Source organism: Streptomyces sp. bgisy100 (genome assembly GCF_057709105.1).
In genome coordinates, this window is sequence record NZ_JBYITE010000004.1 from 63498 (window position 1) to 81629 (window position 18132).

At 70.8% G+C, this 18132-nt stretch carries 17 protein-coding genes; 3 read left to right on the forward strand and 14 right to left on the reverse strand.

The genetic code is table 11. The features are described from left to right. Nucleotides 1-76: 76 nt before the first annotated feature. The 10 genes from AC3EQ1_RS04310 to AC3EQ1_RS04355 all read right to left on the reverse strand — a co-directional run bounded on the left by AC3EQ1_RS04310 (nt 77) and on the right by AC3EQ1_RS04355 (nt 10562). Complete coding sequence (locus tag AC3EQ1_RS04310; protein ID WP_432092887.1) at nt 77-721, reverse strand: MBL fold metallo-hydrolase; 645 nt, start codon at nt 719-721, stop codon at nt 77-79. Between the two features lie 41 nt (nt 722-762). Further along, nucleotides 763-2127, reverse strand: a complete 1365-nt coding sequence (gene pcaDC, locus AC3EQ1_RS04315) for a bifunctional 3-oxoadipate enol-lactonase/4-carboxymuconolactone decarboxylase PcaDC (RefSeq protein WP_432092888.1) — start codon at nt 2125-2127, stop codon at nt 763-765. 373 nt (nt 2128-2500) lie between these two features. After that, a complete protein-coding gene (locus tag AC3EQ1_RS04320) occupies nt 2501-3358 on the reverse strand; it encodes an alpha/beta hydrolase family protein (protein ID WP_432092889.1) in 858 nt (285 codons plus the stop codon). Beyond that, nucleotides 3355-4329 (reverse strand): VlmB-like protein, encoded by a 975-nt coding sequence (locus AC3EQ1_RS04325; RefSeq protein ID WP_432092890.1) that lies wholly within the window; start codon nt 4327-4329, stop codon nt 3355-3357. The genes AC3EQ1_RS04320 and AC3EQ1_RS04325 overlap by 4 nt, the downstream gene beginning before the upstream one ends. A 54-nt stretch (nt 4330-4383) precedes the next feature. Continuing rightward, nucleotides 4384-5376: a phosphatidylglycerol lysyltransferase domain-containing protein gene (locus AC3EQ1_RS04330; protein WP_432092891.1), complete on the reverse strand. Its 993-nt coding sequence runs from the start codon at nt 5374-5376 to the stop codon at nt 4384-4386. Continuing rightward, on the reverse strand, nt 5373-5885 hold the full coding sequence (locus tag AC3EQ1_RS04335; protein WP_432092892.1) for a hypothetical protein: 513 nt from the start codon (nt 5883-5885) through the stop codon (nt 5373-5375). The genes AC3EQ1_RS04330 and AC3EQ1_RS04335 overlap by 4 nt, the downstream gene beginning before the upstream one ends. Next, nucleotides 5885-6361 (reverse strand): type II toxin-antitoxin system RatA family toxin, encoded by a 477-nt coding sequence (locus AC3EQ1_RS04340; RefSeq protein WP_432092893.1) that lies wholly within the window; start codon nt 6359-6361, stop codon nt 5885-5887. Before AC3EQ1_RS04340 ends, AC3EQ1_RS04335 begins: the two co-directional genes overlap by 1 nt. 14 nt (nt 6362-6375) lie before the next feature. Continuing rightward, nucleotides 6376-7578: an aspartate aminotransferase family protein gene (locus AC3EQ1_RS04345; protein WP_432093033.1), complete on the reverse strand. Its 1203-nt coding sequence runs from the start codon at nt 7576-7578 to the stop codon at nt 6376-6378. A gap of 240 nt (nt 7579-7818) precedes the next feature. Next, nucleotides 7819-8958, reverse strand: coding sequence for an acyl-CoA dehydrogenase family protein (locus AC3EQ1_RS04350; protein ID WP_432092894.1), 1140 nt, complete (start codon nt 8956-8958; stop codon nt 7819-7821). Continuing rightward, nucleotides 8955-10562, reverse strand: coding sequence for an aldehyde dehydrogenase family protein (locus tag AC3EQ1_RS04355; protein WP_432092895.1), 1608 nt, complete (start codon nt 10560-10562; stop codon nt 8955-8957). Before AC3EQ1_RS04355 ends, AC3EQ1_RS04350 begins: the two co-directional genes overlap by 4 nt. A 345-nt stretch (nt 10563-10907) precedes the next feature. Between AC3EQ1_RS04355 and AC3EQ1_RS04360 the strand changes: the two genes are divergently transcribed. Together AC3EQ1_RS04360 and AC3EQ1_RS04365 are read left to right on the forward strand one after the other, a co-directional pair. Further along, a complete protein-coding gene (locus AC3EQ1_RS04360; RefSeq protein ID WP_432092896.1) occupies nt 10908-11387 on the forward strand; it encodes an SRPBCC family protein in 480 nt (159 codons plus the stop codon). A 79-nt stretch (nt 11388-11466) separates the two neighbouring features. Further along, complete coding sequence (locus AC3EQ1_RS04365; protein WP_432092897.1) at nt 11467-12099, forward strand: TetR family transcriptional regulator; 633 nt, start codon at nt 11467-11469, stop codon at nt 12097-12099. Nucleotides 12100-12128: 29 nt separating this feature from the next. Here AC3EQ1_RS04365 and AC3EQ1_RS04370 read toward each other — a convergent pair whose 3' ends face one another. Further along, a complete protein-coding gene (locus tag AC3EQ1_RS04370; RefSeq protein WP_432092898.1) occupies nt 12129-12926 on the reverse strand; it encodes an alpha/beta fold hydrolase in 798 nt (265 codons plus the stop codon). 131 nt (nt 12927-13057) lie between these two features. On the opposite strand from AC3EQ1_RS04370, the gene AC3EQ1_RS04375 reads away from it, so the two are divergent. Further along, nucleotides 13058-13819, forward strand: coding sequence for an SDR family NAD(P)-dependent oxidoreductase (locus AC3EQ1_RS04375; protein ID WP_432092899.1), 762 nt, complete (start codon nt 13058-13060; stop codon nt 13817-13819). 67 nt (nt 13820-13886) lie between these two features. Here the strand turns inward: AC3EQ1_RS04375 and AC3EQ1_RS04380 are convergent, their stop codons facing one another. The 3 genes from AC3EQ1_RS04380 to AC3EQ1_RS04390 all read right to left on the reverse strand — a co-directional run bounded on the left by AC3EQ1_RS04380 (nt 13887) and on the right by AC3EQ1_RS04390 (nt 17830). Continuing rightward, nucleotides 13887-14864 carry a zinc-binding dehydrogenase gene (locus AC3EQ1_RS04380; RefSeq protein WP_432092900.1) on the reverse strand — a complete coding sequence of 326 codons (978 nt, stop codon included), beginning with the start codon at nt 14862-14864 and terminating at the stop codon, nt 13887-13889. Between the two features lie 2 nt (nt 14865-14866). Further along, complete coding sequence (locus AC3EQ1_RS04385) at nt 14867-15922, reverse strand: 3-oxoacyl-ACP synthase III family protein (protein ID WP_432092901.1); 1056 nt, start codon at nt 15920-15922, stop codon at nt 14867-14869. A gap of 927 nt (nt 15923-16849) precedes the next feature. Next, nucleotides 16850-17830 carry a streptomycin biosynthesis protein gene (locus tag AC3EQ1_RS04390; protein ID WP_488187140.1) on the reverse strand — a complete coding sequence of 327 codons (981 nt, stop codon included), beginning with the start codon at nt 17828-17830 and terminating at the stop codon, nt 16850-16852. Nucleotides 17831-18132: the final 302 nt, after the last annotated feature.

Below are 18132 nucleotides of genomic sequence, written 5' to 3' on the forward strand. Positions count from 1 at the left end.
GCCCGGCTCGGACAGCGGGCCCCGCCCGGCCCCGGGACGGGCGAGAGCCCCAGGGGCCCGCGGCCGGGACCGGGGTTCAGAGCGGGCTGCTCTCCCCCGGGGTCATCCGCCGGTGCTCCGTGCCGCCGACACCGGGACCGTCCGGGCCGAGCATCCGGTCGTAGACGGGCCGGGCGAGATCGGTCAGCAGCGCGTCGTGGATGTCGATCGCCCGCTGCGGCTTCACCTCGCGGACGTAGTCGATGACCTCGGACACCTTGTTCCACGGGGCGTGCACCGGCAGCATCAGCGTGTCCACCGGGCGGCCGGGGACGGTCAGCGCGTCTCCGGGGTGGAAGACCGATCCGTCCAGGAAATAGCCGACGTTGGTGACGCGGGGGATGTCGGGGTGGATCACGGCGTGCAGTTCGCCGTGCACCTCCACCTCGAAGCCCGCCGCGGTGAAGGTGTCACCGTGGCCGACGGTGTGCACCCGGCCCGGGAACGCCGCGGCGAGCTGGTCGGCGACGCTGCGCAGGGTCCAGATCTCGGCCGACGGCTCGGCCTCCAGGGCGGCGCGCAGCCGGCCCTCGTGGAAGTGGTCGAGGTGTTCGTGGGTCACCAGCACGGCGGTGGCCCCGACCGCCGCGTCCTCCTCGCTGAAGGCTCCGGGGTCGATGACGAGCACCTGGCCGTCCTTCTCCAGCCGGATGCAGGCGTGGCCCTTCTTGGTCAGCTCCATGGGTCCTCCCGGTCCACTGATCCGTTACGGGGCCCATATTGCTACGCCTCGGGGGTGGTCTCCTGCCGGATGACCTCCTGCGCCACCTTGAACGCGGAGTTGGCGGCCGGAACACCGCAGTAGACGGCGGTGTGCAGCAGAACTTCCCCGATCTCGGCGGGAGTCAGACCGTTGCGCAGCGCGGCGCGGGTGTGGAAGGCGAGTTCGTCGAGGTGACCGCCGGACACCAGGGCGGTCAGGGTGATGACGCTGCGGGTGCGGCGGTCGATGCCGGGTCTGGTCCACACCTCGCCCCAGGCGTAGCGCGTGATGAACTCCTGGAAGTCACCGGTGAAGGCGTCGGCGGCGGCCGCGGCGCGGTCGACGTGCGCGTCGCCCAGCACCGCGCGGCGGACCTGCATGCCCGCGTCGTAGGGGTCCGGGCGGGGGCCGGACGGCACCTGGGGCGGCGCCTCGGCGGCGATCTCGGCGACCGGGCCGGGCTGCGGGGTCGGAGCGGGGGCGGCCTGCGGCGCCGGAGTCGGTGCGGGCGTGGGTGTGGGCGCGGGCGTGGACGTGGACGAAGGCGTCGGGGCGGGCGTGGCGACGGGCTTGGGCACCGGCGCCATGATCGTCGTGGGCGAGTCCTGCCAGGAGGTCGTGAAGTGGCGCACCAGCAGGTCGGTGACGGCGCCGGGCTGCTCGACGGGCGCCAGGTGGGACGTGCCGGGGACCAGCGCGAGGCGGGCGTCGGGTATGCCGGCAACGAGGACCCGGGCGTCCGCGGGCGAGGTCACCTGGTCCTCGGCGCCCGCGAGGACCAGCGTCGGGACGGCGAGCCGGCCGAGGTCACCGCGGATGTCGAACGCGGCGAGGGCCTCGCAGCACGCGATGTAGCAGCCCGGGTCGGTGGTGCGCACCATCTGCACGGACCAGTCGACGATCGCCTGCTGGGCGGTGGCGAAGGCCGGGGTGAACCAGCGCTCCGGCACGGAGCGGGCGATGGGGTCCAGACCGTTGGTGCGGACGATCACGCCGCGCTGCCGGTACTCGTCCGCGGTGCCGAAGCGGCCCGCGGAGGAGACGAGCGCGAGGGCGGCGACGCGCCGGGGGTGCCGCAGGGCCACATCGGCACCGATGGCGCCGCCGATGGAGCAGCCCGCGTAGCCGAAGCGCTCGATGCCGAGCTCGTCCAGGGTGGCGAGGAGACGGTCGGCGAGGTCCGTCACGGCCGGTGCGGGGTAGGCGGGCGCGCCGCCGTGGCCGGGCAGGTCGAAGCGCAGGACACGCCAGTGCCGGGTCAGCTCGGGGACCTGCCGGTCCCACATGTGCCAGGTGGTGCCCAGGGCGGGGCCCAGCACCAGCACCGGGGCCTGTTCCGGCCCGTCAACGCGGTATTGCAGGGTCTTCGGCGTCGTCTCGCTCACCGGCTCACGTTCCCACATCTCACAAAATCTCACCGCCGGGGGTTGCGGTCTCCACCGGGCCACCCCAGACTTCCAGCTGCCGGACGAAGATCGTCCACGCCCGGCTTCCCGTACCCCGTCGCCTTCACGCGGGTATGTCCCACCCGAGGGGCCAGGATGTGATCCGGGACACCGCTCTTCGCGACGTACGTCAAATCTGACGCCCGCGTATCGTACAAGCGGCTCCTTCGAGGACCGTTCCCGTCCGTGATCTGTGCGCCGTGCTGCGTGGAAGCTGAAGCGGTCCGCCCGCTGCCCCGGGGTGACGGTCGGGAACAGCGGGCGGCAGCGCTCATCCGCACTCGGGCGGAGCCCGCCGGCGAACGGCCGGCGGTCATCCGGTGGGCGCGGCCGCCGCCCAGTCGCCGATCCGGTCGGCGATCGCCCCGGAGTCCCGCACCCATCGGAAGTGATCGAGCCGACGGCCTGCGCCGGTGCCGTGGTGGTGACGTTGCACGGTCGCCGCGGGCATCTTCGCGCAGAGGCGGTCCACGGCCGAACCCGGCGCCATGTCGTCTCCTTCGACCGACACGGCCAGCACCGGCAGAGTCAGCCCCGCGAGCAGGGACTCGTAGTCGACGTCGGCATCCGTCGGCTCGAAGCGGCCCGTGCGGCATATCCGGGCCCAGTCCCTCACCAGCACCGCCGACTGACGTCCGGCGAAGCCGAGGCGGTCGCCGGGCCAGTAGCCGAAGGCGGTACCGACACCGGCGACGAGATGGGTGGCCGCGAACACCCGCAGGGCACCGGCGCCCGGGAAGCCGCGGTGGTCGACCGACCCAGCGGCCACGAGCACCACACCGTCGACCGAGTCCGGGGCGGACGCCGCGTGCAGGACCGACACCTGACCACCGAGGCTGTGCCCCAGCGTGTAGCAGGGAATCCCGGCGTACCTCCGGCGCACCACCTCCAGCACCGCCGGCCAGTCCCGGGTCGCCAGCTCGTGATAGCCGTGACGGGCCGACCGGCCGACCCGCGGCCTGCTCCCTCCCTGCCCGCGCAGGTCGACACAGACCACGGCGAAGCCCTTGCGGACGAGTTCGGTGCAGAACGGCCCGTAGTACGAGCCCTTGACCCCGAGTGCGGGCCACAGCACCACCACCGCGGCCGGACCCTGTTCGGGCTCCATGAGCGTTGCGGCCAGCGTGACGTCCCGGCCCGGTACCGGAATGGCAAGCTCGGCCGACGTCATCGGGCCGTCTCCTCGAGGAGCATGTGTTCCAGGCGGACCTGTTGCGTCTCCTGTGACCAGCGTTCGGCGACGGTCAGCCGCTCCTCGGGCGTGGTGTCCACCAAGAGGCGTCCCGGCCAGACCTCGTACTGCCCGGCCGACGCACCGTGCTCCTGCAGTCCCTGCTGGAAGAGTGTCTCGCGCTTCATGAGCATCTCCTGCATGGGCAGCTTCTCCCACAGTTCACGGCCCCTGCCGATGACGTCGAGCAGCCGGTCCCGCTCCTCGGGACGGTCCGTCAGGTGACGCCGGATCACCGAACTGCCGACGGTGAGATGACGGATCTCGTCGACGTTCGCGGCCCGCTCGATCAGCGCGGCGGCGGGGTCGAAGCACCGCCACTTGCGTTCACTGAGCTCGGCGGCGGGGGCCAGAACGCCCTCCACCAGGATGGTGAGCACGAGCACGCCACCGTAGAAGTCGCCGTTGTCACGGAGCACGGTGAGGCCGAAGTCCTCCAGTGGGTCCAGCACCGCGGCACGGTCCGCCGCGGCCACCCGGTCCACGGTGGCGGCGAGTTCGTCCGCCGGGACGCCGATGCGCAGCAGGTGGTCGCGGAAGGCGCGGGCGTGCCTGGCCTCGTCGATCAGCTGGGTCGAGAAGAACTCGAGACATGCGTCGTCCGGCGCGTGGAAGACCAGCTGGGTCAGCGCCCTGGTCGCCTTGGCCTCGGCCAGGTGGCGGAAGGAGAACTCCGTGAGCAGGGCGTCCCGCAGCGGGCCGGGCTCCAGCACCGCAGGGGTCGGCTCGGGATCGGGAATCGTGCCGTCCCGCAACTGGCGCAGCATCCCGCCCGCGACATGGTCGAACCAGTAGACGAGGTCACAGGTCTCCGGTGTCAGTTCCAGGTTCCGGGCGCCCTCCAGGACACCGGGAGCCTCCCGGAGGTCGACCTCTGCGGGCAGGGCGGGCGAGACAGGGCTCGTGGTCATGATTGCTCCATCGGGGAGGGTGGTTCGGAGGCGGGATCTGCGGGGAGGGGCCGGTCAGAGGGCTCGGACGACCCGGAGAAGGTTCCAGACGGCTCCGGGAGTGGCGCCTCCCTCGAAGGCGGCGTACTCCGGTTCGATGACGTGGGGCGCCCACTTGAGCTTGAAGGCTTCCTGACTGCGCGCCGGGTAGACGGCCTTGCCGCGCTCCGCGAGCAGGGTGACGGCCCGGTCCAGCAGGCGACTGGCACAGGGCGGGCTGTGCTCGGGGGCCAGGCCGGCGAATGGGGTCAGGCCCAGGTGGAGCCAGGCCGCACCCTCGGACCGGAATCGCTGCAGGGCGGTGAGGTTGATCAGCTCGACGGTACCCACCGGGCTGCCGGGCAGCCGGCGGGTCAGGTCGTAGAGCCAGCCGGGGCGGGCGCCGTACGCCGGCGAATAGGTGATGTACCCGATGGTCTGCCCCCGGAGCCGGGCGACGAAGGTGCGCCGCAGCGGGGCTCCCGGGCCTCCGCGTTCGCCCACGAGGAAGTCGAGCTTCTTGACGTGGCGGCCCTTGTCCCGCAGCCACGCCTCGTCGATGGCCGCGAGTTCCGCATTCCGCGGAGAGGGGTTGCGCTCATCGACTTCGACGACCGTCACGCCGTCGCGCCGCGCACGGGAGGTGTTCTGGCGTGCCTTGGCCAGCGCTTTGCCGCGGGTGGTGAACTGCGTCAGGTCGATGCTGTAGGAGGTCCCCATCTGGTTGATCGCGAACCCGCGTTCCGCGTAGAGCGGGATGTCGGCCGCCCGGAGCTGGGCCACGGTCAGACGGGCGTCGAGGGCGGAGCGGAACTCCGTCAGCAGCTGGGCCCGGCTCTGCACCGGGGCGAAGGGACCACCGAACTGGACAACGTGCCGCCCTCTGGTCGTGTACGCGATCAGGCCGGGTGCCCGCACCCCGTGGAAGTGCCGCGTCCTCGCGTTGAGGGCGAGGAAGGCGCTGGGATGATCCGCGTGAACGCGGAGGGTTTCCGCCGCGGAGGGCTCGGCCACGGCCTGGAGGCTCATACCCGCTCCCCCGGCACCTGCGCCCCCCGCGTCCGCACGGGCTCCGGGCGGACGTACTGGACGGCGCGCTCGTCGGCGAGCCGCCGGGTGAAGCCGACGAACGCCGGGTGGGGGGCGGGCTCGAACGGCACGCTGAAGGGTTTGAGGAAGTTGCCGAGAAGTCCCCGGTCTCCGCAGAGGTGGAACGGGATGGCCAGCAGCGCCCACTCGGGCTCGACCAGCCACGCCCACAGGGCAGCGACGACACCGGCGGTGAGCCAGCTGTGCATGGTGTTGTACAGCACGTAATACGTCCGGGATATACGTCCTCCCTTGGCACGGTGGTGGGCCAGGGTGCCGGGGAGATATCCGATCACGTCGATGTACGCGAACAGCGCGATGGCGTGCAGCCACCGCACCTCGTCGTAGTGGGCTGCCAGCAGTCCTGCGGAGAGCAGGAAGCCCACCAGGTACTCGGCGCGCAGAAGCCGGTAGGTGGTCAGGGTCTCGAAGCGGTTGGCGTGATCCATCACGCCTCGACTCGGGGGCCGGGGACCGTGGCGGCTGCGGACTGAGCACCGTTCAGCAGCCCGTCGAGAATGGCCAGGATGTTCTCCCGCAGGACCCGTTCGGCCACTGGTTCGACGATGCCGGCCAGGCTGGGGAGTCCGAAGTCGAACGTCGCCTCGAACCGGACCAGGCATCCGTCACCGTCGGCCTCCACCTGCCACCGGCCGGTGAAGGACTCGAAATCACCACTGGTCTGTTCGAAGGTGATGGCCTGGTGATCGTCGTCGAAGGTGTCCGCCTCGGACCAGCTGAGCACACCGTTGCGGAAGTCCACCTCCCAGTCGCTGTGGAGCGGTTCGGGGGGCGTCCCGGGGTGGACGGTCACCTGACGGACGGCGGCTACGAGCGAGGGATACCGCTCGAAGTCCGCGATCCGTGCGTAGGCGTCCTGCGGCTGAACGCCCTCGAAGCCGACCTCCAACTGCACTGCTCTCATGTTCTGTTTCTCCTTCACTGGTGGGGCGGCTGGGACGGTTCTGTGACAGGGAGGGGGGCCCGGGCGCCGAGGGCACGCGCCGCCGCTTCGACGGCGGTCGCCAGGCGCTCGAGATCGCCTTCGGTGAGAATCGCGGGCGGGGTGAATCTGGCCACCGCGTGGGCGTTGAGTGAGTGGTTGACCACCACCCCGTGGTCCAGGAGGTCCAGAATGAACTCCCCGACCAGGCCGGCATCCCGGAACTCCACTGCGATCAGCAGGCCCCGGCCCCTGACCTCGCGCACCAGGTGCGGGCAGTGGGTGGTGAGGATGTCGGTCAGCAGGGCGAGGATGCGGGCGCCCGACCGCTGGGCCCGGCCGACCAGGCCCTCCTCCTCGATGACCTCGATCGAGGCTCGTGCGGCTGCCATCGCGACGGGAGCCGCGGAGAACGTCGACGTGTGCAGGAAAGGGTCGCGGTCGAACGCGGCGAATGCCTCGTCGGTGGCGATGGCGGCCGCCACCGGGACCACACCGCCGCTCAGCGCCTTGCCGACGAGCAGAACATCGGGGGTGACCTCCTCACGGTCGGCGCCCCACCAGGTGCCGAGGCGGCCGAGGCCGGTCATCACCTCGTCCACCACGAGGAAGGCACCGGTGCGGCGGCACAGCTGCTCCACCTGCTTGAGGTAGCCGTCCGGCGGAATCACCACGCCCGCCTCGCCCTGGACCGGCTCGACGACGACACAGGTGTCGGAGGCGTCGCTGCCCAGTGCCTCGGCGAGCGCAGCCGGGTCGCCGAAGGGTACGTGTACCGCGTCCGGCAGCAGCGGGCGGAACGGATCCTGGTAGAGCGGCTTCGCGGTCACCGTCAGCGCGCCCAGAGTCTTTCCGTGGAAACCGTTGACCATGGACACCAGCCGTCGGCGGCCCTGGCTCCTTGCCAGCTTCAGGGCGGTCTCGACCGCCTCGGCGCCGGAACCGGTGAAGTGCACCCGTTCGAGGCCGGGGGGTGCGACGCGGGCGAGGGCGGCCGCCGCATGCGCGGCGGAGGGTTCGAGCAGAAGTCTGGTGGAGAGCGGATGGGTGCGGACCTGTTGTTCCACGGCCCGGACCACCCGGGGGTGGCAGGCGCCGGCCAGAAAGACGCCGTAGCCACCGCAGTTGAGGAATTCACGGCCGTCCGAGGTCCGTACGACGGCTCCGGCGGAGGACGCCTCGATCTGGCCGCCGAACATCTCACCGAGCTTTCCGCGGCCGCGGCTGAGATGAGCACGATAGAGGGCTGCGATGTCGTCCGGACCGCTCCCGTCCGTGCGGGACGAGAACGCCGGATCCAAGGCCTGTACCACTGCCGAGCGGTCCTTCCTGATGATGGAGCGAAGACGGAGAAACGTGCGCAGATCGTCGGAGGTGCGGGCCGGCGACGTACGGCCGGCCTCGGCAGGGGTCCGAGGCCGGCCGCACGTGCCGGTCGGTCAGGACAGCCTGAGTGGCCGGCCCGCTTGATGGTCGAGAAGCGCCTGCGCGCTGCTGGACCGGGAGGGCGGGTGGAAGGCGAGCGCCCGGCTCACGGCGAGCAGGTAGCCGATGTCCGCCGAGGTGATGTAGGCCATGCCGCCGAGCAGTTCGGCCGCGCGGTCCGCGGTGTCCACCAGCAGGTCCTGGGCGGCGAACCGGGCCGTCAGGACAGCGGCGAGGTCGTCCTCCCCGACCTCGCCCTCCAGGGCGGCCCTGGCCCGGTTCTCCATCAGCGCGACAGCTGCCTCCAGCCCGGTGACCAGTGCCGCGCGGTCGGTGACACTGCCGCGTCCGCCGGACAGGGCCTGCTCGACCAGCCGCCCCACCACCCCGGTGTACGCCGATGTCACCAGCATCTCGAACCAGACGAAAGCGACGGTCTGCAGGGTGTCGAGGCCACCGCCGAGTTCCGCCTTCGGCTTGAGCATCAGCTCGTCGGGCACCTCCACCTCATCGAGCCGGAGTTCGTCGCTCTCGGCGCCCGCGAGGTAGGGACTGGTCCAGAACGGGTGCCGGGTGATCCCCGGGGAGGCCGCCGGAATGAGCGCCACCCCCAGTTCACTGCCCCCGTCCGGCAACGGCACCGTGACGCTGGCCGTGAGCAGGTCCATCGAGCGGGAGAGGCTGCAGGGCTTCTTCGACCCGGTCACGCGGTACCCGCCGTCGACCCGGTGGGCCGTCATGACGGCGCTGAGAATTCCCTGGCCCGCCCTGCCCTCGGCGAATCCGGACGCCACCAGCAGACGGTCCCGGGCGATGCCTTCGACGAGGAGCCACTCCAGGCCCCCGGCGTCGGCCGAGCCGACCAGGGCGACCAGGCTGGCCACCGAGAAGTTGTGCATCGTCGCGGCCACTGCGAGGGAGGGCGAGAGCGCGCCCAGCGCCCGGGCCACCCGGACCGCCTCCAGCGCGTTGGCACCAGCTCCGCTGTACTGGGCCGGCACCAGCAGGCCCGGTCCCCCCGCGCGGCGGAACGCCTCCAGCCCCGGGCTGGTATGCGACTCCAGTACGTCCAGCGGCACAGCGGACAGATCTGCCGTCAGTCCGGGCAGGAAGGTGTCGCAGGCCTCGCGGGCCAGGTCCATCGAGCGCGTCATACCGCTGTCTCCGCCTCGCTCATCGCGTCGAACACCGCGTCCCGCGGACGCACACCCTGCGCAACGCTCACGCCCTGCAGGCGCGAGGTGCGGAGCATGGGGTAGTTGGCCTCTCCGCCGGGCCCCCCGGTCATGCCGTTCCCTCCGTGGGACGGCAGAAGCCGCAGGAACCCGATGTGCGAGTCGTTGACCTTGAGCAGACCCGCGTTGCCGACACCGGCGACGAACCGCTCCACGACCGACTCGTCCCCGGTCCACAGCGAGTTGCGCAGCCCGTACTCATTGGCCTCGACGAAGTCGATGACGGAATCGAGGAGTTCGGCGTCGGGGGCGTGCTCGGGCACGATCACCGGCAGCAGGGGGAAGAAGGTCTCGTGGCGGACGGCATCGATGTCGGCCGCCGCCTTCAGACCGTCGACCCGCAGCACCGTGGGTTCGAGGAAGAGCCCGATGTCGTCGGCGCGGCCGTCCACGTCGATCCGGCGACCGCCGCAGACCAACTCGGCTCCACCGGCCAGCGCCTGCTCCAGGACGGTGAAGTAGGACTCGGGCCGCAGCACGGGGGACAGCAGGACACCGGGGGTCTCCGGGTAGCCCGGCCGCAGCTGTGCTGCTCGCACGCGCAGCCGCTCGAGCAGTTCGTCCGCGATCGCGGGGTGCACGACCGCACGGTTCGGCACCATGCAGATCTGCCCGGAGCCGTAGAACGCTTCCGCAAGCGCGTCGGCCGCGTGGTCCGGGTCGGCGTCGTGCCAGACGACGGCGGTGTCGTTGCCGGCCAGCTCCAGCACCGGCTTCTTTCCGTGTGCCACACAGTCGGCGCCGAAGGCGAGGCCCTTGTCGCTGCCCCCGAAGTACATGATGTCGTCGACCAGCGGGCTGTCCAGCCAGTGACCGAGGGTCTCACCGGCGTCCGCACAGATGATGTTGAGGACGCCCGGCGGGGCACCGACGCGCTCGAGTGCGGGGATCACCAACCGGTGCATGGCGTGCAGGACACCGAGCGGTGCACTGCGGGGGGCACGCACGACCAGGGCGTTGCCCGCCGCCAGGGCCCAGACACCGAGCATGGAGTTGGCGACGGTGGCGTTCTGCGGCGGATTGAGGCACACGACTCCGTCGGCGACCCGACGGATGGTCATCGTTCGGGGACCGACCACTTGCCGGCTCTCCATCTGTGCCGCCAGCCACTCCCTGGTCTCCGGACTGGTGTTGGCGAGCAGCCCGGTCAGCTCCCAGTGGGCGAGCGACCTCGGATGCCCCTCGGCGACCATCAGGTCGGTGATTTCCTCGTACTTCTCGAGGACGAGCGCCCGGAACTCCTCGACCATCCGCATACGGGTGGCCAGCGGGACCAGCCGCCATTCCCGTGCGGCGGCGGAGGCCGCGACCAGCGCGGCCTCCCTGTCGAGCGCATCAGCAGTCGAACATCGGCCCACCACCTGCTCGGGGGCCTGATCCGGGGACAAGGTCCCTTTCTCCAGACCGCGCTTGAGCGTCAGCGATCCGAAGAAGTCACGCAGCATTGCGGAGGACCGCACGGTGTACACCCAGTCGGTGCCGGGCCGGTCCTGGCCGGCTATGTACGACCCATAGCTCAGCATTACGTCACGCTCCATTGGTTCGAAAGGAGGGCCTTGTCCAGGGCAGGTGCCAGGGCGCACTGCGGGTCGAGGGGTCGCCGGAGTACATGGCAGACCGTGAGCCGGCCGTAGAAGGGGTTGCTCACGTGTCACGGTTGCGGCCTGTCAGAACGGGCCGTCTCGACTTAAGCTATGGATCGGTGGTCGCCGCGTCAAGCGTCATTCCTGTCCGCCCAACAGGCTTGCTACAGCGCCTAGTTGGCGCTAGGGGGCACCCCCGTGGCGGTGGGTACGCCGACCGGCCCTCCCTCTGCCTCGCACGGCAGGGGCCACCTGAAGAGTCAGCCCGCAGCGCAGGAGGTCCGCATGAACCGACAGTGGTCCGTCGAGGAGAGCCTTTGGATCGGCGCCCCTCCCCAGACCGTGTACAGCGCCGTCAGCGACGTACGGCGGATGGGAGAGTGGAGCCCCGAATGCAGGGCCGTCTGGGCGGGTCGCGGCCCTGTCGGCACGGGCATGTCCTTCATCGGATTCAACCGGCGGAAGGCGGCCCTGTGGTTCACCTCATGCCGGGTCACCAGCGCGGAGCCGGGCCGGGAGTTCTCTTTCCGGGTGAGCATCTTCGGGCTCCCCGTGGCGTTGTGGGGGTACCGCCTCGCACCGGCACCGGAGGGCGGCACGACCGTCACCGAGCACTGGCAGGACCTTCGCAGAGGGCGCGGGGCCCGGTTCACCGAGCTGTTGGGACTGCTCTTCACGGGCACGCGACCGGTCGACCGCGCGAGGGTCAACCGGATGGGCATGCGCACTACGCTGACCCGCCTGAAACTTGCCGTCGAGGGCTGAGTACGGCTGCCCCCGGCGTCGGCCGGGGGCAGCCGTACTCAGCTCACCTCCTGCCGACCTCCCAGCGAACAGGCCACATATGAACCAGGTCCCCGAGCCCGGCGCCGGCTCCGAACTGCGCGACAGGATCCTCGACGCCGCGTACCACTTGGTGACGACGGCGGGCTGGGCCAGGCTCCGCATGTCGCACATAGCCAAGGCCGCGGATGTCACCCGGGCCGCCGTGCACGACACCTTCCCGTCGCTCGACGCGGTGGGACGTGGGCTCATCGAGCGCGAGACGGAGCGCTTCCTGCACGGCATCGTCGCCGAGTTGAGCAAACACCGGGACGACCTGGGCAGGAGCACCGCCGCGGGTGTGGGTTTCGCCCTGCGCCTCGCCGCGGAGAATCCGCTGCTGAAGTCCCTCATCGCCAGTGACACGGGGCAGAACCGGGCACTTCTCACTCATCTCACGACCCGGTCCGAAGCAGTCTTCGACAGCGCGTACAACGTCGTCGCGGCCTATGTGGAAGAGGCATGGCCCGGTGTCACCCCCGAACGGCGGCGCCTCATGGTGGATGCCGTCGTCCGCATGACGATCAGCCACATCGTCGCCCCCTCGCTGCCGCCCTCGGCCGCCACGGACGACATCGCCGCGATCGCGGTGTACATCGCCGGAACACGGGGCGGCGACCCCGGCCCGCGGACGGCCGGCACCGTGCGGCCGTAGCCGTCCGGACAGCCACGAGTGGCGTTCACTCACCCGCGGGATCCGGCCATGGACAGCAGTTCCTCACAGGCCCGCTCCAGCACGCGCGCGAAGACCATCGGATCGGTGAGGGACAGCAGGTGCGGGCCCGGGACGTGTACGAGGCGGACGGGAGCGCCCGAACGACGAGCACTGTGCAGGAACTGCCGCTCCTGGACGCGGAAGAGAGGGTCGCCCAGCCCGTTGGCGAGGATCAGGGGCGTGGTGATGCCGGACACCACGCTCAGCATGTCCTGACGGGAGATGGCGGCCATGGCCTGCGTGAACCCATGCGGGGAGAGGCCACCTGACATGACCGCCCGGTAACTCTCGTCCGGCAGCGACCCGCGCAACAGCCGGCTGTGGACACGCTGGGACCGACGCGCCCCGAGCCAGCGCATCAGCTGCGCGGCACAGCGGTGCGGGCCCAGCAGCGGCCCGTCGGTGCGCAGCGTGGCTCCGTGGGCGAACAGACCGGCGGCGCCACCGTGCCGCCCCGCCCCGTAGGCGAGCGTGGCGAGCCCGCCCAGGGACGTGCCGGCGACGACCGGCTTACGGCCGGTGGCCCGGACGGCCTCGTCGACGGCGGAGGTGACCTGCCGGACCGCTCCCTCAACGGTGAACGGCCGGCCGGCCAGAGCGCCGTGACCCGGCAGGTCACAGGCGGTGATCCGGTACGTCTCCGCGAGTCGCGCGGCCACCGGGCTCCACATATGGGCCGACAGCCGGACTCCGTGAACGAGAACCAGCGGAAGGCCGTTGTCCGGCCCGGCGATCCACAGACCGGGTTCCCCTGCATGACGAAACACGATGCTTTCCCTTCGGAATTGCCGGAGGGCGACGGCCCCCGGCTGCACAGTAAATGTTCCGGAATTTGAGCTTATGATCGGGCGCCGCGGCACCGACGTACAAGAGCGCTCAATGGAGGGGACGAACACAGGTGGATATCGCTGGAAGCGTGGCCTTGGTGACCGGAGGCAGCTCGGGACTGGGACTGGCCACCGCCAGGAGACTGGTCCGGGCCGGGGCGAGCGTCGTCATCACCGGCCGGTCCTCCGAACGGGGCGCGGAGGTCGCGCGGGCCCTGGGTGACCGGGCGGTCTTCGTGGCCGCGGACGTCACGAGCGAGACGGAGACGAAAGCCGCCCTGGACGCAGCACGTGCGCTGGGTGACCTGCGTGCGGTCATCAGCTGCGCCGGTGTGGCGAGCGCCGTGAAAACCATGGGAAAGCGCGGACCGTTCCCACTCGCGGAATTCCAGCAGGTGCTCGCGGTGAATCTGATCGGCACTTTCAATGTGATACGCCTGGCGGCGCAGTACATGAGCGAAGCGGACGAAGTGCGCGGCGAACGCGGCGTCATCGTCGCTACGTCATCCGTCGCCGCATACGACGGACAGGCGGGGCAGGCGGCATACGCGGCCTCCAAAGCCGGCATCGTGGGAATGACGCTGCCGGTCGCCCGTGACCTCGCGCCCCTGAAGATACGCATGGCCACCATTGCCCCGGGGCTCTTCGACACACCGCTGCTGGGCGGCTTCTCCGAGGAGGCGAGGTCCACGCTCGGCGCACAGGTACCGCATCCGGCACGGCTGGGCGACCCCGACGAGTTCGCGGCCCTGGCTCTGCACATCGTGGAGAATCCTCTGCTCAACGGTGAGACCATCCGCCTCGACGGCGCCCTGCGCCTGTCCCCGCGCTGATCCGTCGCCGAGCCGGGCCCGGCCGCGAACGGTCGGGCCCGGCTCGGCAAGCAGGTCAGCGGGCAGGTCAGCCCGACAGCGGAGTGAGGACGGCCTTGCCGAAGACCTCCCCGTCCCGCAGGGCCCGGAACGCCTCGTGGGCCCGCTCCAGCGGCAGCACCCGGTCGATGACCGGGGCCAGCCGGTGCACGGCGCAGAAGCGTGCCAGGTCCCGCAGTTCGTCCCGGGTGCCGAGTGTGGAACCGACCACGGTCAGCTGGCGGAAGAAGATGTGCGCGAGGTCGGCGCCCGGCATGGATCCCGTCGTCGCACCGCTGACGACGACGTGCCCGCCCGGCCGCACACTGCGCAGCGAGTGTGCCCAGGTGGCCTCGCCGACGGTCTCCATCACGGCATCGACCCGTGCGGGCAGCCGTGCCCCGGCCGGGAAGACGGCGTCCGCGCCGAGGCGCAACGCACGCGCGCGGCGTTCCGGGCTGCGCCCGGTGACCCAGACGCGCAGTCCGGCGGCGGAGCCGAGCACGACCAGCGCCGTGGACACTCCCCCACCGGCGCCCTGGACCAGGACGGTGTCACCCGGCCCGACAGCCGCCCGGTGGAAGAGCATGCGGTAGGCGGTCAGCCAGGCTCCGGGCAGGCAGGCCGCCTCCTCGAACGACAGCTCCGGCGGCTTGGCCACCAGGTTGCGCCGGGGTACCACCACACGCTCCGCGAACGTGCCGTCGTGCTCGTCCCCGAGCAGGGTCCTGTCCGGGTCGAGCGTCTCGTCCCCCCGGCCGGCCGCGGGGTCACCGATCACCGAGTGAACGATGACCTCATTGCCCTGCTCGTCGATGCCGGCGGCGTCCGAGCCCAGCACGACCGGCAGACTCTGTGCACCGGAGCCGACGCCGCGCAGCGTCCACAGGTCGTGCTGGTTGAGTGTGGCGGCGCGGACCGTGACCGTCGTCCAGCCGTCCGGGACACAGGGCTCGGGCCACTCACCGACGTGAAGTCCGCTGAGCGGGTCCACCGGGTCGGAGCTCTTGGCGACCACTGCGAGCACCGCTATGCCTCACTGCTCGGATCGAAGTGACGGAGGCAGACCGATCCCCAGAGGAAGCCGGCACCGATGCCAGACATGATCATCAAGTCGCCGTGGCGCGCACGCTGCTCGACGGTTTCGTGAAGGACGGTGAACACACTGGCAGCCGCGGTGTTGCCGAACCGCTGAACGGTCGTCGGCACCCGGTCGGAGGGGATGCCGAGGGCCTTGGCGGCCTCGTTGATGATGTTGAGGTTCGCCTGGTGCAGCAGGACGTGCTGCACGTCCTCCAGATCGACTCCCGCGCGCTGCGCCGTTGCGCGGATGCTCTGCGGGAGTTTCTCGGTGGCCATGTTCCAGACGGCCTTGCCGTTCATCTTCAGGTACTGGGACCGGGCCTCGACGGTCTCCGGCCCGGTGGGCAGGCGCGATCCGCCTGCGGTGATCTCCACCTCGTAGGACAGTTCTCCGTCCGTGTGCCAGCCGAGGATCCCGAATCCGGGGGGCGTACGACCGAGCAGTGCAGCACCCGCCGCGTCACCGAGGAACACACGGGTGGCGCGGTCACGCGGGTCCGTGCCACGCGATCCTGCGTCGGCACCGATGACCAGGACGTAACGGAAGCCGGCGTTCTGCAGGAGGTGTGCCGCCGTCACGAGCGCGTACACGCCGCCGGAGCAGGCCGCCTGGGTGAGGTCCAGCGGCATCGCGCGATGCGCACCGATGGCCTCCGCGATGACCATGGCGGTCGACGGCAGTGGCTGGTCGGGCGTGAAGGTCGTGACCACGATGGCATCCACATCGGAGGCCTCGACCCCGGCACGGGCAAGTGCCTGACGGGCCGCCTCGATACCCATGTCCGACGTGGCGCGGGATTCCTCGAGGAACCGGCGCTCCTTGATTCCCGTCCGGGAAGTGATCCACTCATCGGAGGTGTCCAGGGTCCTGGTGAGTTCCTCATTGGTCACAACGGTCCGCGGTACGTAGAGCCCCGTACCGAGAACACCCACCGGGTGAGCCAGTCCGCTCCCCGTGACGACCGGGGCTCCGCCGCCCCGACCGGGCGTTTCGTCATTCATGTGTTTCCCCGTTTCTGTGGAATGAGCGCGTCCGATCAGGACGCCCGCCACGCGTCATGGCGGCTGTGCCCGGTCGTGGGCCACGTGTGTGCATGCATCCGGGAAAGAAGGTGCCGCTGAGGTGGTGCGACAGCCCAGGCCGATGTCGCTCTTGACGACCATCGCCTGACGGGCTCGTCCCAGGGGGCGGAGTGGCGGAATGCGTTTCTCGCCGGGGCCGTCACCATGCCCTGGCAATCGGCGGAAGGGATTCACCCACGCCCGGGATTCCGGGTTCCGCCGAAGGCACAGAACGACCTTCATATCCGGGTGGCGTCAACGCTGAGAATCCGTGACACACGGTGCGTTGATGCATCTCCCACGATAGTCCGCCGGTCTGCCCCGCACCATCGGCGTGGTGCCTGCACAGCGGCACCGTCGGATCGTGTGCCCGAAGCGAGGGCTCATGGCCCCGGGTTCGGTGCGCGCAGCGGTGCGAGGCCACCGGCACGCGGCGGAGGCCGGACGGGAGCGGCTGCCCGGCGAGGCGCACGGCCGGTGCCCCGGCGGGCCGCACCCAAGGCTCCACCTGGCGGTCGCACAGGGGCGCCGGCCTCCCGTCGATGCCCACGGGCGACCGGCCGGTACGAAGCGACCGCACGGAGCTCGAACCCGCCGTGGACCGCACGCACGGGCCGGTGCGGGCCGGCCCCGGCCGGCGCGCGTGGCGACGGACGGAGCCGGATGTATGTGCGACGTGCCGGTGTGCAACTGCGGACTCCGCACGGTTGCCCACCCGTCCGCCGGCCCGTGCAACTGCGGACTCCGCACGGTTGCCCACCCGTCCGCCGGCCCGTGCAACTGCGGACTCCGCACGGTTGCCCACCCGGGGGAACGGGCCGTCGCCCACCCGCAAGGACCGGCCCTCCGGTCCCCTGCGGGTGGGCGTCAGGCTTTGCGTTCCAGGCTGGCGGCGAAATCCGCCCAGGCCTCGGCGCAGACACGGGCCGCTTGGCTGACCATGCCGACGGAGTGACCCGGGACCGTATTGATCATCTCTTCCCAGTGCTGGGCCGGCAGTGTGCCGGTGCTCAGCAGACGCAGCAGGAGCCTGCCGCTCTCCGCATATCTGAGGGCAGGATCCTTCAACAGCACGGCGAGCAGGGCGGCGTGATCCTTGGTGCCGTCGGGCGACTGCCGTGGCTGCGGCAGTGCCGGGCGGCGTCTTCCGCCGGTGGCCGTGGCTGTTGCCGCCTGGGCCGCTTCGGGACTGCATCCGTAGCCCGCCTGCTGCTCCTCGGCGGGCCGCTGTCGTTTCATCGCAGGTTCCCGTTCCTCGGTTCCGGCAGAGGAAGGGCTGGGGAAGGACGCGACACTGCCCGCTTGCTTCAGCGCGGCCGGCACCGGGTCCTCGCCCCTTCCGAGGCGCGCCCGCACATCGCGCACCGTCCCGGGGGAGATGCCGGAGAGCTGGGCGATCTGCCGGAGAGACGCATTCGGCATCTCGGTGATCAACTGTGCGGCACGCAAGCGTCCGTGAGAGGCGTTCAGTGGCCGGACCCGGCCGTCCCGGCCCAGTCGCGTGGTCTGCTGCGCTCCGGCCTGGGCGACGCGGCGTATTTCGCCGACGGTCGCCGGGGACAGCCCCGTCGCCTCCGCAATGGCCCGGTCCGACCACTGGGCGTGGGATCTGACGATGCGGTTCGCGGCGGTCGTTCTGTCCCTGAGCGAGAGGGGGAGCCCGTGCCTGGTGTTCTCGCGTACGGAGATCAGGAAGGCGTCGCGCCGGTCCCCGTCGAAGAAGCGGGCCCGGATCATGTCCTCACCGCGTGCCACGGTCGCCCGCAGCCGGTGCAGGCCGTCCACCACCCGCATGGTCGGCCGGTGCACGATGATCGGTGGCAGCACGGCTCCCGAATGCGCCAGCATCCGCGTGTGCTCCTGGTCCTCCCCGCCCGTTCGCGGCGATTCGGCGGCCGTGAGCGCACTCACCGGCACGAGCTCGACGGCCGAGAGGCGGGACGGACGAGTCTCAGTCAGCGATCCTCCCCCGCTCCCTTCACGACTCGATATAACTGATTCGCCGCGGACACTCACCATTCCCCCTACAGTTGGCGCACCCAAAACGCCCCGAATTCAGCGGAAGCCGACAACACGGCACCTCACACCGCCTGTTCGGACCGGTCGGGAGCAACTGTAACCAGCGCTAACTGCACCGCAAGGCGGCTTTC

Excerpts from the sequence above, each read along its gene's own strand:
- AC3EQ1_RS04320 (WP_432092889.1), bottom strand. The coding sequence starts at position 3,358 with ATGACGTCGGCCGAGCTTGCCATTCCGGTACCGGGCCGGGACGTCACG.
- AC3EQ1_RS04335 (WP_432092892.1), bottom strand. The coding sequence starts at position 5,885 with ATGGATCACGCCAACCGCTTCGAGACCCTGACCACCTACCGGCTTCTG.
- AC3EQ1_RS04330 (WP_432092891.1), bottom strand. The coding sequence starts at position 5,376 with ATGAGCCTCCAGGCCGTGGCCGAGCCCTCCGCGGCGGAAACCCTCCGC.
- AC3EQ1_RS04390 (WP_488187140.1), bottom strand. The coding sequence starts at position 17,830 with ATGCTGGCGCATTCGGGAGCCGTGCTGCCACCGATCATCGTGCACCGG.
- AC3EQ1_RS04325 (WP_432092890.1), bottom strand. The coding sequence starts at position 4,329 with ATGACCACGAGCCCTGTCTCGCCCGCCCTGCCCGCAGAGGTCGACCTC.
- AC3EQ1_RS04365 (WP_432092897.1), top strand. The coding sequence starts at position 11,467 with ATGAACCAGGTCCCCGAGCCCGGCGCCGGCTCCGAACTGCGCGACAGG.
- AC3EQ1_RS04360 (WP_432092896.1), top strand. The coding sequence starts at position 10,908 with ATGAACCGACAGTGGTCCGTCGAGGAGAGCCTTTGGATCGGCGCCCCT.
- AC3EQ1_RS04385 (WP_432092901.1), bottom strand. The coding sequence starts at position 15,922 with ATGAATGACGAAACGCCCGGTCGGGGCGGCGGAGCCCCGGTCGTCACG.
- AC3EQ1_RS04345 (WP_432093033.1), bottom strand. The coding sequence starts at position 7,578 with ATGTTCGGCGGCCAGATCGAGGCGTCCTCCGCCGGAGCCGTCGTACGG.
- AC3EQ1_RS04350 (WP_432092894.1), bottom strand. The coding sequence starts at position 8,958 with ATGACGCGCTCGATGGACCTGGCCCGCGAGGCCTGCGACACCTTCCTG.
- AC3EQ1_RS04310 (WP_432092887.1), bottom strand. The coding sequence starts at position 721 with ATGGAGCTGACCAAGAAGGGCCACGCCTGCATCCGGCTGGAGAAGGAC.
- AC3EQ1_RS04340 (WP_432092893.1), bottom strand. The coding sequence starts at position 6,361 with ATGAGAGCAGTGCAGTTGGAGGTCGGCTTCGAGGGCGTTCAGCCGCAG.
- AC3EQ1_RS04355 (WP_432092895.1), bottom strand. The coding sequence starts at position 10,562 with ATGCTGAGCTATGGGTCGTACATAGCCGGCCAGGACCGGCCCGGCACC.